Source organism: Nocardia salmonicida NBRC 13393, assembly GCF_001613085.1.
GTDB lineage: Bacteria > Actinomycetota > Actinomycetes > Mycobacteriales > Mycobacteriaceae > Nocardia > Nocardia salmonicida.
Genome location: NZ_BDBR01000009.1, coordinates 306705 through 320719, shown reverse-complemented (window position 1 = coordinate 320719; position 14015 = coordinate 306705). Strand labels below are relative to the sequence as shown.

General features: G+C 66.9%; 11 protein-coding genes and 1 pseudogene. 7 read left to right on the top strand and 5 right to left on the bottom strand.

The annotated features are described in order from the left end of the window. Nucleotides 1-50 precede the first annotated feature (50 nt). From NS1_RS11375 to NS1_RS11365, 3 genes are all read left to right on the top strand, one after another. Nucleotides 51-1136 carry an ABC transporter substrate-binding protein gene (locus NS1_RS11375; protein WP_062983971.1) on the top strand — a complete coding sequence of 362 codons (1086 nt, stop codon included), beginning with the start codon at nucleotides 51-53 and terminating at the stop codon, nucleotides 1134-1136. Nucleotides 1137-1225: 89 nt separating this feature from the next. Then, entirely contained in the window at nucleotides 1226-2116 is an 891-nt protein-coding gene (locus NS1_RS11370) for a dioxygenase family protein (RefSeq protein WP_062983969.1), read from the top strand. A gap of 93 nt (nucleotides 2117-2209) precedes the next feature. Next, a complete protein-coding gene (locus NS1_RS11365) occupies nucleotides 2210-3937 on the top strand; it encodes an outer membrane protein assembly factor BamB family protein (RefSeq protein ID WP_084503650.1) in 1728 nt (575 codons plus the stop codon). Between the two features lie 20 nt (nucleotides 3938-3957). Here the strand turns inward: NS1_RS11365 and NS1_RS11360 are convergent, their stop codons facing one another. The 3 genes from NS1_RS11360 to NS1_RS11350 all read right to left on the bottom strand — a co-directional run bounded on the left by NS1_RS11360 (nucleotide 3958) and on the right by NS1_RS11350 (nucleotide 6309). Continuing rightward, a complete protein-coding gene (locus tag NS1_RS11360) occupies nucleotides 3958-5241 on the bottom strand; it encodes a type II toxin-antitoxin system HipA family toxin (protein WP_062983965.1) in 1284 nt (427 codons plus the stop codon). Next, nucleotides 5238-5531 carry a helix-turn-helix domain-containing protein gene (locus NS1_RS11355; protein WP_056812320.1) on the bottom strand — a complete coding sequence of 98 codons (294 nt, stop codon included), beginning with the start codon at nucleotides 5529-5531 and terminating at the stop codon, nucleotides 5238-5240. Before NS1_RS11355 ends, NS1_RS11360 begins: the two co-directional genes overlap by 4 nt. A 100-nt stretch (nucleotides 5532-5631) precedes the next feature. Beyond that, the gene (locus NS1_RS11350; RefSeq protein WP_062983963.1) at nucleotides 5632-6309 is read right to left on the bottom strand and encodes a TetR/AcrR family transcriptional regulator; all 678 of its coding nucleotides are present in this window, start codon (nucleotides 6307-6309) and stop codon (nucleotides 5632-5634) included. Between the two features lie 95 nt (nucleotides 6310-6404). Between NS1_RS11350 and NS1_RS11345 the strand changes: the two genes are divergently transcribed. Together NS1_RS11345 and NS1_RS11340 are read left to right on the top strand one after the other, a co-directional pair. After that, nucleotides 6405-7697: a lipase family protein gene (locus NS1_RS11345; RefSeq protein ID WP_062983961.1), complete on the top strand. Its 1293-nt coding sequence runs from the start codon at nucleotides 6405-6407 to the stop codon at nucleotides 7695-7697. Next, nucleotides 7691-9244 carry an AMP-binding protein gene (locus NS1_RS11340; RefSeq protein WP_062983959.1) on the top strand — a complete coding sequence of 518 codons (1554 nt, stop codon included), beginning with the start codon at nucleotides 7691-7693 and terminating at the stop codon, nucleotides 9242-9244. The genes NS1_RS11345 and NS1_RS11340 overlap by 7 nt, the downstream gene beginning before the upstream one ends. 78 nt (nucleotides 9245-9322) lie before the next feature. On the opposite strand, the gene NS1_RS11335 is transcribed toward NS1_RS11340, so the two are convergent. Then, nucleotides 9323-10480, bottom strand: coding sequence for an epoxide hydrolase family protein (locus NS1_RS11335; protein WP_062983957.1), 1158 nt, complete (start codon nucleotides 10478-10480; stop codon nucleotides 9323-9325). Nucleotides 10481-10543: 63 nt separating this feature from the next. On the opposite strand from NS1_RS11335, the pseudogene NS1_RS11330 reads away from it, so the two are divergent. Continuing rightward, nucleotides 10544-11517 (top strand): annotated as a pseudogene (locus NS1_RS11330) (helix-turn-helix transcriptional regulator). Nucleotides 11518-11546: 29 nt separating this feature from the next. Here NS1_RS11330 and nrdF read toward each other — a convergent pair. Next, nucleotides 11547-12509 (bottom strand): class 1b ribonucleoside-diphosphate reductase subunit beta, encoded by a 963-nt coding sequence (nrdF, locus tag NS1_RS11325; protein ID WP_056812336.1) that lies wholly within the window; start codon nucleotides 12507-12509, stop codon nucleotides 11547-11549. A gap of 493 nt (nucleotides 12510-13002) precedes the next feature. Between nrdF and NS1_RS11320 the strand changes: the two genes are divergently transcribed. Continuing rightward, entirely contained in the window at nucleotides 13003-13947 is a 945-nt protein-coding gene (locus NS1_RS11320) for a hypothetical protein (RefSeq protein WP_062983955.1), read from the top strand. Nucleotides 13948-14015: the final 68 nt, after the last annotated feature.

Genomic DNA, 14015 nt, shown 5'->3' with positions numbered 1-14015 from the left:
CCGCGAACCCGCGGCACTCGCACCTGGAGCAACGCAGTACCCTCGTGCGCATGCCGGTGAGCGCCCGAGACCGCACCCGATTGAGTCGCACCGCCGAGGCTGTCCGCTCGCGCGGTGTCGTCGCGGCTGCCGCGTTGCTGTGTGCCGCACTGCTCGCCACGGGTTGCGCGGACAAGCACGACGACGCGAGCACGATCATCCGCACCACTACGAATATCGCGGGTGCGGGGGTGGTCGGCACCGATCGCGACACCGCGACCGCGTGCCCGCTGCCCAGCGCGCCCGATGCGGGCTCCGGCGCGACCCGCACGGTCACCCATACCGCCGGGGTCTCGCAGGTTCCCGCAGACCCGAAGCGCATCGTCGTCCTCACCACCTCGGCACTCGACGCGGCCTGCGCGCTGGGCCTGTGGGAGCGGGTCGCGGGCGCGGTCACCCTCGACGGCGATCGTTCGCAGCCGATGTACCTGGGCTACGGCGTGGTGAAGGTGCCGAGCGTCGGCCCGATCGGTCAGCCCGATCCGGCGCGGATCGCCGAACTGAAGCCCGACCTGATCCTCGGCGACGTCGCCCCGGCCGCCGGCGGTTACGAGGCACTGAGCAAGATCGCCCCCACCGTCCTGATCGGCGCGGGCGGTAGCTGGCAGTCCGATTTCGCCGCCTACTCCGCGGGCATGAACCGCGACGACGCCGCCGACACCGCCCTGCGGAACTACCTCACCGAGGCCCACGACCTCGGCCCCGCCCTCAACGCGACCCAGTCGCAGGCCTCGGTGCTGCGCTTCACCGCCGACGCCACCCAGGTCCAGGGCTCGGAAACCTTTGCCGCCCAGGTCCTTTCCGATGTCGGGGTGCAACGCCCGACCGCTCAGCGCGGCCGGTCCTTCGACATCACCGAAGCCGACCTCGCCACCAAAGCCGAAGGCGATGTCATCTACGTGATGTTCGACGGCCCCGACGGCGAGGAGCACGGCAAACAGGTCCTGCGCTCGACTCCCTTCGAGGAACTCAGCGCTTCCACCGACAAGCGTGTCTTCGCGGTGGACAACAACGTCTGGCACACGACAGGTCTCACGGCGGCCCGCGCGGTCCTCACCGACCTCCGCAACAGCCTCAACGGCTACGTCACCGATTGACTCGCAGCTAACTCCCAGCGTATTCGCAGTCGCGGCGCGGTCCACGTACTCAGCGTGGTCGACAACACGACAGCGGCGAAGGAGCAGCGATGGGTGAGCACGATCTGGGACTCGGGCACGATCTCCGAGTGATGTCACGCCGACGGGCGTTGAGTTTTCTCGGCGTCGCCGGGGTCGCGGCAGCGGCGGCGGGCTGCGCGACCTCGACCGACAGCAAGGGCTCGAGCTCGGCCGAGGCCACCACCTCCGCGTCTGCGGCGGCGCCGCAGGAAACGGCGGGCCCCTATCCCGGTGACGGTTCCAACGGACCCAATGTCCTGATCGAATCCGGCGTGGTGCGCTCCGACATCACCACCAGCTTCGGCGCGTATTCCGGTACCGCCCAGGGTGTTCCGATGACGCTCACCCTGAACCTGCGCGACCTCGTGAAGAACGCGGCAGGCGCCGGAATGGCGGTGTACGTGTGGCATTGCGACCGCGAGGGCCGCTACTCGCTCTACACCGAGGGAGCCACCGAACAGAACTACCTGCGCGGCGTCCAAGTGGCCGACGACAACGGCACCGTACGGTTCACCTCGATCTTCCCCGCCTGCTACGCCGGCCGCTGGCCCCACATCCACTTCGAGGTCTACGACTCCCTTTCCACCGCGGTCGTCGGCGACAACGCCCGCCTCACCTCCCAGATCGCCCTCCCCCAGGACGCGTGCACCGCGGGCTTCGACGCCGACCCCGGCTACGTGAACAGCACCCGCAACCTGTCCGGCGTCACCCTGTCCTCCGACGGCGTCTTCGGCGACGGCTGGGACGCCGAACTGGCCACGATCACCGGCACACCCACCACCACCATGTCCGTCTCCCTCACCGTCGGCGTAGCAGCGAAATCCCAGAACACCCAGTCCGACAACGGTTTCCCGGGCTCGCCGCCCTCGAGCAACGGCGCACCGGGCGGCCCACCCCCCGGCGGCCCAGCACCCCGCTGAAGAGCCCGCGGGTACTGCCTCCCGAACGGTCGGTAGCCGTGAGCCCGCTATCCTCAGGACGCGACTCTGTCGCGCCATCGCTGGGGAGGGTCGATGAACAACAGCCGGACTACGTCTTTGCCACGGCTACCGGACTATTCGCGGCTGGCAACGATTACCGCAGCCCTCGGTACCGCGGTACTGATCGGTGGTGTCGCTCTCGGCCTCTACAGTCGGTTCCTCGCCGTCGCGAATCCGGCCACGCCACGAGACGATGCTCGAGCCGAGCTACCCGATGCCGTGGGAATGTCCGCCATCGTGGTCGGCGTCGTGGCACTGCTCATCATTGCTGCCGTTCTGCTGTCGGCGCGACGACTGCGCGCAGCGGGTTTCGGCAACCCCGGCACGACGATATATCTGGTCCTGGCCGCCGCCATCGTGCGCACGATGCAACTACACGTCCCGTCCGTCGCTGAGCAGATATTCGAGCACTACGCGGCCTTTCCCCAGCTGCCCACCGCGCTCGCCGCCTGGGTTCTCGTGTGCCTCGGCATCCTTGTCGTCAGCTATCCCCTCACCGCCGCACAACGTTTCACACCGACGGCGCGCACGATCGCGGTGCCTGCCACGATCGGCCTGCTGCTGTGCGCGCTTACCACCGGTGGAGCACTGTGGGTCGGTGACGACGACCGGTTCATCGACCATCGCATCGCCGCCTCGGTAGTCGCGCCGCCGATCCCGAATCGACTCGGGCAGGAGCGATTTCGCATCGCTCTACCGAAGGAGAGCAGGGTGGTCGTCGGCGGACCCGGCTTCATCATCGGCACGCCGACCGGCATCACCGCCTACGACGGAGCAACCGGCAGCGCCCGCTGGCACTACCTACGACCGGACGCAGCCGAAGACGGCGTGCACCACGAGGAAAGCAACTTGCTCTCCATCCCCTCCGAGAACACCGTCCTCACCAGCTGGAACCACCTCGGGTGGATCGCATTCGACGCCACCACTGGCGAAAAGCTCTGGACCGAATCCGAATTCGCCGACGACAGCAGATCCGCGATGCGAGTCGCAAGCGGCTTCGGCGCCTCGAGCGAACCGATGCTGGCCTTGGTCGACGACGAACTCTTCGGCGGTTCGTACGGCAACTTCGCCCGGTATGACGCGCGCACCGGGCGACACATGTGGTCCGAGCCCGCCACACCGGATGGCTGCGACAACATGACGTCGCGGATCGCGATCACCTCCCCTGCGGTCTACCAGGTGCGGGTATGCCGAAACAAGGAGTCCGCGTGGACTACCGTCCTCGCGCTAGATCCAGCCACGGGCGCGGAGACGGCGAAGCGTGATCTCCCTGATCCCGACCCCGATCGCGCACCGAAGGTTTCTGTACAGGAGGACGCGCTGTCGGTTGACTGGGCCTACCGGAACGCACCACTCGACCACCTGGTCGTCTCGGCTCCTGGACTGCTCGGTACTGCCCCCGTCGCAGCCGACTATGTCAAGGTGATCGCCAACGATCCGGCGACCGGCACCCTCGTCACCAACTCCTGGAGTACTGGGATCACGCTGTCGCAGGGCGGAGCGCCAGACCGGTCGCTCACCGACCCCGATGCCAGGCTGGGCGGTGTCTCACCGTTCGACTCGGTACTGCTCACCGACGAATTGATCGCTGTCGGTGATGCGCAATTGCGTACGTGGCGACGCGCCGACCTCGTCGAGAACACGCCCCCGGTACCCCTCGGATCCGGACAGGCCTCCCAGATCATCGCCGCCCCCGGCATCATCCTGATCCCCTTCGACGACAAATCCGCAGGCCTACAGCTGATCGGATTCGCACCCTGACCAACGGCTTTGCACGTCGGTCAGCGCTGAAATCGCGGTCCCGAAACCACCCTGTCGATCCATCGTTCTGTATTGCTGAGAAGTCTCGTGATCGTCGGGCTGTTGTATCGCGCGATGTCGTCTTGCTGGGTAGCAGTCGTCATGGCGTTCATCAACCCGTCGGACTGGCGGTCGATCTCCTCGCGCAACCAATCGGGCTCGACATGAATGGCGGGGGCGAATCGAAGCCAGTCGGTCACGGTCATCTGTTCGGCGCGGAACTGCTCATGCATGCTCATGGACAGGTCGTTGCCCGAGCCGTCAGAGTAAGCAAGGTGCGAGTTCAGGTCGTAGAGCGGTGCGAGTCGTACCGATTCACCGCTGAGCAACAGTGAATAGTTTCTCGCGTGCGCGTCGGTGCCGCAGATCAGCCAATTGAAGACGAGTGCCTGCGCGAAACGGCGGTTGTCCTCCTCAGGGCGATGACTACTGGTGCGGATGAGGTCCGCAATCGTCTCGGCGCCTGGGCCACCCTGACTTTGGTACTTGTGAATCGGCCAGATCGCCATCGCTTGGCACATATCCTCCTGATGGACGCGTTGCCACTGGTCGTTACGCAGAATTCGGTCGTAGCGGGCGACGACGATGGCGCGCTCGTCATCGAACTCCTCGATGGCGCAAGACGCGGCGCGAAGACCGAGGTCGGCCGCAGTTCTCAGAGTGACCGCCTCTGCTAAGTCCTGGTCGAGCATGTTGGGGACGGGAGGTTTGATGATGTGTGTCGACGGGATGGCACCAGCCGGGTCGCTCCAGCCATCGAGGGTCCGGTGGAGGGCGATCTTTGCTTGGGCTCCAGCGAGCGAGAACTTGCCGGACGTGTCGTCAGCGGCCGAGATCGGGAGGTCAGCCTTCGCTCGGCGCAGCATTTCCGCGATCTGAGTCGGCCCCAGTTCACCGAGCTCACCTTGCCGTTCCTGGATGAAGTCGAGCCGGTCCGGTCGGACGAACTGGGCAGCGCCGGCAACGTCCTCGCCGACGTGTCGGAGCAGCGAGAAGGAACTGTTGTCACCGGCGATACCGAATCGACGGCGCCACTGGCGCAAGGTTTCTGGACGGTCCGGAAGCAGCCCTTCCAGCCAAGGTGCCAGGACGCTCTCCCGATAGCGGCCCATGGGACCCCGCATCGACACAGACAGCGGAGTGAATCGGCCTGGCACATGTTCCGCGTAACGGAGCCTCATTCTGCGTTGACTCGAGCGCTGAATATCGCCGATCACCCGGCCGTTCATCACCACATAGAGGACGTGATCGTTCGATTGCGTCATTGGTGCGGGCCGTCGACAAGAGAGTCGAGGTCGATGGGCTCGTCATCGACCTGGAATGAGAGTTCCGGTGCTCGGCGGGACAGCGTCACTGATACACCGAGGGCGGATATCACACGCATGACCATGTCCAGCGGGGCGGAGCCCTTCTGCCCGGCCTCGAACGCATTGAGCCATTGGCGACCGACTCCGGCGATCGAGGCCAGGCCCTGCTGAGTCAGATCTTCGGCAATTCGCGCCTCACGTAAGGCAGGGCCGAGGTCGTCCGCTCGGAATACCTCGATTGTCGCCATATGAAGACAATATCATTTGTCGCCATAAAACGACAAGAGGGCGAACCCTCACCGAAATCGTCCTCCGTGGCGCGGAAAATTTGTCCTCGGGACTGCACCCTCAGCGCCCTGGACCGTTCGCGGCGGCGGCTAGTCCCAGGTGCACGATTTCGATGAAGGCCGTGAGGTCTCTGATCAGCACATCGATGTCGCCTGTCGCACCGGCGTCGGTGTGGAGCCAGTCGGCGACGGTTTCGAACAGGCCGCCGATCGCGGAGACGGCCAGCGCGTGCAGGTCGACGCCGATGCCTTCGGGGGGAACGAATCCGTATTCGCGCCACAGGGTTTCGAGGAACTGGGCGGCCCAGCGGCGGTTGGCCCGGCGCTGCTGTTCGACTTTGGCCGAAATGCCGCTGGCCTCACCGAAAGTCACCTTCGCCACGCGGGGGTCGTCGACCATCGAGTGGGCGAAGGCGCCGATGACGGCGGCGACCACGTCGTCGCGGGCGCCCGAGGAGGCCGACAGCGCGGCGGCGACCCTGTCCTTGGAGAGTTCGCTCTGCTGCTGCAGCAGCGCCAGGTAGCAGTCTTCTTTGCTGTCGAAGAGCTCGTAGAAGGCCTTGTTGCCGACGAAGGCGGTCTGGCAGATCTGCTCGATCGCGGTGTTGACGTAACCGTCGGCGGCGATCAGGTCGAAGGCGGCGGCCAGGATCTGTTCACGCCTGCGCGCACGGCGCTGCTCGGCGTCCAGGCCCTGGATGCGCCGGGAGCGGACTTGGCTCTTGTCGGTCGACGTCACGCAGCTCAGCCTACAGATTGCCAAATAAAAACAAGGACTCTTGTTCTTAACAAGACGTCGTGCTGTAATCAGCATCACCAATCGAAGGAGATGCCATGCAGCGCAGCACGGCCACCTGCCGGTCGCCCCGGCTCCCACGGCTCGGCGCCCGAGCCCTGCCTCTGCTCGCGATAACAGCGCTGGTGGCAGCGGGGCCCGCGAACGCCGAGGATTTCGAACTGCCCCCACTGCCGAACGAGGCGCAGGTGTATCCGGCGGTCGTGCCGATCCCCACACCGAAGCACGACCCCTGGTACGCCGATCCGGTTGATCTCACCGGTTATGCCAACGGCGAGGTGATCCGCAGCCGGGTCGTGCAGACCCACGTGCTCGGCATTCCCGCCCCGGTGCACACCACGCAATTGCTGCTGCGCACCTCCGACGTGCACGACAACCCGATCGCGACCGCGACCACCGTGCTGATACCGGGCATCCCGTGGCTGGGCCCCGGTGCGCGCCCACTGATTTCGTATCAGGAGGCGATCGACAGCCTCGGCCAGCAGTGCAATCCGTCCTACACCCTGCGCGCGGGAATCCAGAAGGAGGTGGCCATCATGGGCCAGTTCCTTTCCGCGGGCGCCGCGGTGGTGATCACCGATTTCGACGGTAAAGAGAACACGATCATGTCGCCCAGCGAGGGCCGGATGGTGCTCGACGGCATCCGCGCGGCCAAGCGCGGCGGACTCGGGCTCGAGGCCGCACCGGTGGGATTGTGGGGCTATTCCGGTGGCGGCAACGCGTCCGCGTCGGCTGCCGAGCAACGCCGCCACTACGCCCCCGAACTCGAGATCAAGGGCAGCGCGCAGGGCGGCATCCCGGGCGACAAGGTCGCCATCGCACCGTTCGCGATCTCGGGCCGGCAGCCGCAAGCCAACTTCACCGGCTGGCTGGCTGTGCTCGGACTGGCCCGCGAATACCCAGAGTTCGAGCGACAACTGCAGCAGTATCTGACTCCGGAGGGCCGCCGGGTGGCAGATGACCTGCGGGAACGCTGTCTCTACACCTCCGTGGCAACCACCCTGCTCCGCCCGATGGCGGAGTACCTGACCGACCCTGACGCCGCACTGGCTGCCGCGCTACCCGCCCTGTCCGCCGCGAGTTTCGGCGCACCGGAGAACACCCCCGATATCCCGCTGCTGATGTGGCATTCGACCACCGATCAGCTGTTGCCCGCCGAACTGGCGATCGACAAGATCTCCGCCGACTACTGCGCGCGCGGCGTGAACATGCGGATGATCCGAGTGCCGTTCTCGGAGCACATCAGCGCCGAGATCGTCCCCGAGCTGGGCACTGTCGCCTGGTTGCTCGCGGTCGCCGCGGGCGCCGACCCGGGGCCGCGAGTATGTTGAGCGCCGCCACGACCTCGCTGCGCCAGATTCGCGCCTTGGCGAGGGCCGGGATCATCGATCCGCGAAACCCCGCACAGATCCTGCGCACCGCCCGCACCATGCGCGCGTTCGGCCCGATCGCCGGTGGGATCAGATCCTCGGCACAGCGCACACCCGACCGCATCGCACTGATCTGCGGCAACGAGCGGATCACCTACCGCGAGCTGGACCAACGCACCGACGCGCTCGCCGCCACCTGGCACGCCGACGGCCTCGGCGCGGACGACACGGTAGGCGTGCTCTGCCCCGATGGGGTGCGACTCGTCGAATCCATGGCTGCCACAGCGAAACTAGGCGCGCGCCTGGTGTTGCTCAATACCGGATTCGGCGCGGCACAGCTGCGTGACGTACTGGAACGCGAAGGCGTCAGGGCTCTCGTGCTCGACCCGGCTTCGGCCGTGGTCGCCGACGATCTGCCCGAACGGATCAAGTTGCTGGACACCATGATTCGACCCACCGCCGCACCGCTGAGTCCGCCCGCACAGCAGGGTGGCTTCGTCCTGCTCACCGGCGGAACGACGGGCACCCCCAAGGGCGCACCGCGACGAGTGGAATCCCCTTTGGCCGCAGCGCAATTCGTGGACCGGGTGCCCCTGCGACGCGGGCAGACAGTGCTGCTGTGCGCGCCACTGTTCCACGGCACCGCGCTGTCCCAGTTCATCCTCTCGCTGAATCTGGGATCGACGATCGTGCTGCACGGCCGGTTCGAAGCCGCCCGCGCGCTCGCCCAGATCGCCGAGCATCGCGCCGACATGGTCGTGCTGGTGCCCACCATGCTGCGTCGCATCCTCGATCTGGACCCGGAGCTGTTGTCCGCCAACGACACCAGCTCCCTGCGGATCGTGTTCACCGCCGGGGCGGCGTTGCCCTCGTCGTTGGGCACCAGGGCGATCGAGACCTTCGGCCCGGTGGTGTACAACTTCTACGGTTGCACCGAAACCGGCACAGCCACCATCGCCACCCCGCAGGACTGGATCGCCGCCCCCGGCACCGTGGGGAAGGCGCCGGTCGGGATCACCGTCGCGCTCTACGACGCCGACGGCGCCCGGATCAGCGGGCCCGGCACGGTCGGCACCGTCTATGTGGGCAACACCATCGCGTTCGACGGCTACTCCGGCGGCGGGTCGAAGCAGATCCGTGGTGGCCTGATGAGCACCGGCGACCTCGGTCACTTCGATTCCAGCGGAAGGCTTTTCATCGACGGACGCGATGACGACATGATCGTCTCCGGTGGGGAGAACGTCTTCCCCGGCGAGATCGAGGACCTGCTCTACCAGCACCCGTCGATCACCGAAGCGGCCGTGATCGGTGTGCCCGACGAGGAATTCGGCCAGCGGCTCGCCGCGTTCGTCGTCGCCGCAGGCGAGCTGGACGCCGACACCGTCCGCACCTACGTGAAAACCCACCTCGCCCGTTTCAAAGCCCCCCGCGATGTGTTGTTCGTCGACGAACTACCGCGCACCCCGACCGGCAAGATCGACCGCCGCGGCCTGGCCGCGCTGGGCTGACCGAACTCGGCGGCGCCGACGAGGGGTCGACGCCGCCCGCTCTGCCGAGAAACCGCGCCGACCCGTCGCTGCGGGCGACTAGCGCAGTCCGCGGAAGAACGCGCGGATGTCGTCGACCAGCAGGTCCGGCACTTCCATCGCCGCGAAGTGGCCACCCTGGTCGAACTCCGACCAGTGCACGATGTCGGTGTCCGCGGAGGCGTAGCGCCGGATCGCGACGTCCTCGGCGAACACAGCGACGCCGGTGGGCGTGGTGAGCGGCGTGGTCTCCCAGGAGCGGACGTGGGTGGCCTCGTAGTACAGCGCGGCCGACGAACCCGCGGTGCCCGTGAGCCAGTAGAGCATCACGTTGGTCAGGAGCCGATCCCGATCCACAGCGTCCTCCGGCAGGCCGGCGGCCGGGAACGTCCACTCCTTGAACTTCTCCACGATCCACGCGAGCTGGCCGATCGGGGAATCGTGCAGGCCGTAGGCCACGGTCTGCGGGCGGGACGCCTGGATCCGGAAGTAGCCGTTGCCCTCGCTCTTGAACTGCGCGAGGCGATCGAGCCGAGCCAGTTCGGACGCGGTCATCGTCGCCTTCTCCTCGTCGGAGACCGGGCCGAACGGGATGAACCCGAAGGTCGCGGCGTTGACGTGCACGCCGATCACCTTGTCGCCGCCCGCGCGTCCCACTTCGGGCGTGACGAACGCACCCCAGTCACCACCCTGCGCACCGTAGCTGTCGTAGCCGAGCCTGTTCATCAACTCGACCCACGCCTTGCCGATGCGGGCCGGATCCCAGCCCTCCTCGGTGACCGGTCCGGAGAACCCGAAGCCGGGCAGCGACGGAATCACCAGGTGGAAGGCGTCGGCCGGATCGCCGCCGTAAGCCGCGGGGTCGGTGAGCGGGCCGATCACATCGAGGAACTCGACGACCGAACCCGGCCAGCCGTGCGTCAGGATCAGCGGCGTGGCATCGGGATTCGCCGATCGAACGTGCAGGAAGTAGATGTGCTGGCCGTCGATCTCGGTGGTGAACTGCGCGAACTTGTTCAGCTCCGCCTCGGCGGCGCGCCAGTCGTAGGAGGTCCGCCAGTATTCGGCCAACTCGCGCAGATACGCGACCGGCACACCGCGACTCCACGCGGCGCCCGGCTGCTCGGCGGGCCAGCGGGCGTCGGTCAGCCGGGCCTGGAGGTAGTCCAGCTCGGACTGCGGGATCTCGATGTGGAACGGGGTGATCTCGTTGCTCATAAGAACAACACTATGAGCACAAGCGGACACCTTCTGTCCTATAGAACTGGCAGAGTCGAATTCGTGAAAGAAACTTCGGCGCGGCTACTTCGGCTGCTCGCACTGCTGCAAACCCGGCGCGAATGGTCCGGCGACGAGCTCGCCGAGCGCCTGGAGGTCAGCACCCGCACGGTGCGCCGCGATGTCGACAAACTGCGCGCGCTGGACTACCCGGTGCGCGCGGTGAAGGGCATCGACGGCGGCTACCACCTCGAGGCGGGCGCGCAGCTGCCGCCGTTGCAGCTCGACGACGAGGAAGCCGTCGCGATGGCGATCGCCCTGCGCACGGCCTCGATCAGCGGGGTGAGCGGCATCGGCGAGACCGCGCTCAGCGCGCTGGTCAAACTCGAGCAGGTGCTGCCGACCCGGTTGCGGCATCGCGTGCACGCCATGCAGGTCTCGACCGTCCAGACCCCCGGCCGGGCCCGCGTCGATGTCGATCCGGCGGTGTTGTCCGCCATCGCGGCCGCGTGCCGCGACCGTCAATGCCTGCGATTCGACTATCGCAGCGGTGGGCGCGAATCCCGTCGCGAACCGAACCGCACGAACTCGTCACCTGGGGCCCACGCTGGTATCTCGTCGCCTGGGATCTCGACCGCGACGACTGGCGCACCTTCCGTGTGGACCGGATGCAGCCCAGAATTCCGGTGGGCCCACGCTTTTCGCCGCGCGAGATCCCCGGCGGCGACGCCGCGGCGCACGTGGCGAACGGTGTCGCCCAGCTGTGGCCCTACCGCGCCGTTGTGCGACTACACGTGCCCGCCGACTCCGAACCCGCCCGCGCCGCGGCCACCTACGGCACCGTCGAACCGATCGACGCCGACACCTGCCGCCTGGAGATCGGCGCCGACAACCCGCGCGGCCTGACCTTCCTGCTCGGCGCCCTCGACACCGATTTCGAGATCGAACACGGCCCCGAACTGGTCGAGCACCTGCGCCTGCTCGCCGCGCGATTCACCCGCGCGACCACCCCGGAACAGCGGAACGGCGGCGGATAACGCTCCGCCGCCGTTCCAGTCGAGTTCGCTCAGAACTCCCAGTCCTCGTCCTCGGTGTTGATCGCCTTGCCGATGACGTAGCTCGAGCCCGAGCCGGAGAAGAAGTCGTGGTTCTCGTCGGCGTTGGGCGACAGGGCCGACAGGATGGCCGGGTTCACCTCGCACTCGTCCTTCGGGAACAGGCCCTCGTAGCCGAGGTTCATCAGCGCCTTGTTGGCGTTGTAGCGCAGGAACTTCTTGACGTCCTCGGTGAGGCCGACCTCGTCGTAGAGGTCCTGGGTGTAGTCGACCTCGTTGTCGTAGAGCTCGAAGAGCAGCTCGAAGGTGTAGTTCTTCAGCTCGTCGCGCTCGGCCTGGGAGACCAGCTCCAGGCCCTTCTGGTACTTGTAGCCGATGTAGTACCCGTGCACGGCCTCGTCGCGAATGATCAGGCGGATCATGTCGGCGGTGTTGGTGAGCTTGGCCCGCGAGGACCAGTGCATGGGCAGGTAGAAGCCGGAGTAGAACAGGAAGCTCTCCAGCAGCGTGGAGGCGACCTTGCGCTTGAGCGGGTCGTCACCGTTGTAGTAGCCCAGGACGATCTCGGCCTTGCGCTGCAGGTTGCGGTTCTCCTCCGACCAGCGGAACGCCTCGTCGATCTCCTTGGTGGAGCACAGGGTGGAGAAGATCGAGCTGTAGCTCTTGGCGTGCACCGACTCCATGAACGCGATGTTGGTGTACACCGCCTGCTCGTGCGGGGTGATCGCGTCGGGGATCAGCGAGACCGCGCCGACGGTGCCCTGGATGGTGTCGAGCAGCGTCAGGCCGGTGAAGACCCGCATGGTGAGCTGCTTCTCGTCCGGGGTGAGAGTGTTCCAGGACGGGATGTCGTTGGACACCGGGACCTTCTCGGGCAACCAGAAGTTGCCGGTCAGCCGATCCCAGACCTCGGCATCCTTCTCATCGGGCACCCGATTCCAATTGATGGCCGACGCCCGATCGATGAGCTTCATTCCGCCTCCACACCTTTCCGCCAGACCTGTTGACCCGCACCCGCCGCCGTGCGCGAAGCCCTTCACCCACGAACACTACTCGTAGTGGGTGACAACCTCGGGGAGCACTACAGCTTGTGTTGCAGCGCGGAGAACTCGACCCGACCGGCCGAACACCCACACCACACACGCGGCCCCCATTGTGCGGCACGATCGCGATCTCACCACCATCGCATCGCCAGTGATTCGCCACATGTGTGCCGGCTCCCACTTCACCGGTGAGCGCCGCCACTGCCCGGCACGCCTGGGCCCGGTGCGGGTGCGGGGCGCCAATTCCGGCACACTGGCATTCGAAGCGGGTCTGCAGGAGCGGGAACTGTCTCGCGCGAGGGGGATTTCCGATGCGATTGCGCGGACTGGACGGCCGGGCCGCCCACGTGGTCGACGGCACGAGCTACACCGTGGTGGTCGGCCCCGAATTTCCCGCCACCTGAACCGGACGAGGAGAACCCCTGTGCGACAGCTCATCCTGCTCTCCGCCGCAGTGCTGACGATGGTCGCCTGCGGGAGCGAACCCGCACCGGACTCCATGCCCAAGGGCGGTTTCTGGTCCACCGCAGCGGTTTCCGATCAGGAGAGGCTCGCGACACTGCGCAAGGTCAGGGCGATCGATGTGTGCGCCCTGCTCCCCCGCGCGGCGCTGGGCGCCCTCGGCACCGTGCGCGATATCGAGAACGTGCATCCGAATCAGTGCCGACTCAGCATCTCCGTACCGGGTCATCTCACCGGCATCGACGCGACCTGGAGTACCGGGGTGATGTTCGAGGGTGAGCCGAGCATGGACGGGCCGGTCGACGAGGAGTCCATGGGGGACGTGCGGGTGCTGTTCAACGACGAGCCGGCGGCGTCGGCTGATCCACAGGTGCGCGGGGCTTGCCAGACTTGGGCGCGGTTCGTGGCGGGGGCCGATCTGTCGTTCAGCGTGCGGGCGCCGCAGGACGCTTGCACGTCGGCGAGGACGCTGGTGCGGATCGCGTTGACCGAGTGGCGCAAGGAGCCCGCGCAGGGTACCTCGCCGGATTCGGACCGGGCGGTGGTCACCGGGGCCGATCCGTGCGCGGTCGCGCCGCTGCTCGGCGTCCGGGTGCCGGTGGCAGATCAGGGTGTCACCACCTGCAAATTGAATGTCGACGGGCGCGATGCGATCGTCACCTACGACTACAACGAGGAACGCTCGATCGTCGACGACACCCCGGCCTTCACCGTGGGTTCCCGCCAGGTGTACCGATTCGATACGGCCCAGGCCGACATGGCGTCGCTGTCGGCCGTCGTCGGCCCCGGCCTCGCGCCAGGGCCGACCGACGCGCTGCTCGGTCGGCGCGTGCCGACGGTTTCGGTCACGGCCCATTCGGCGATCGCGGAGAAGGTCATGCGCGAAACCCTGCCGCTGGTGCGCTGACGACAACGTTCTGAGAACGACCCGGCGCGATGTTTGCACGAATGTTGCCGTCGCGGGCAGACTCGGTG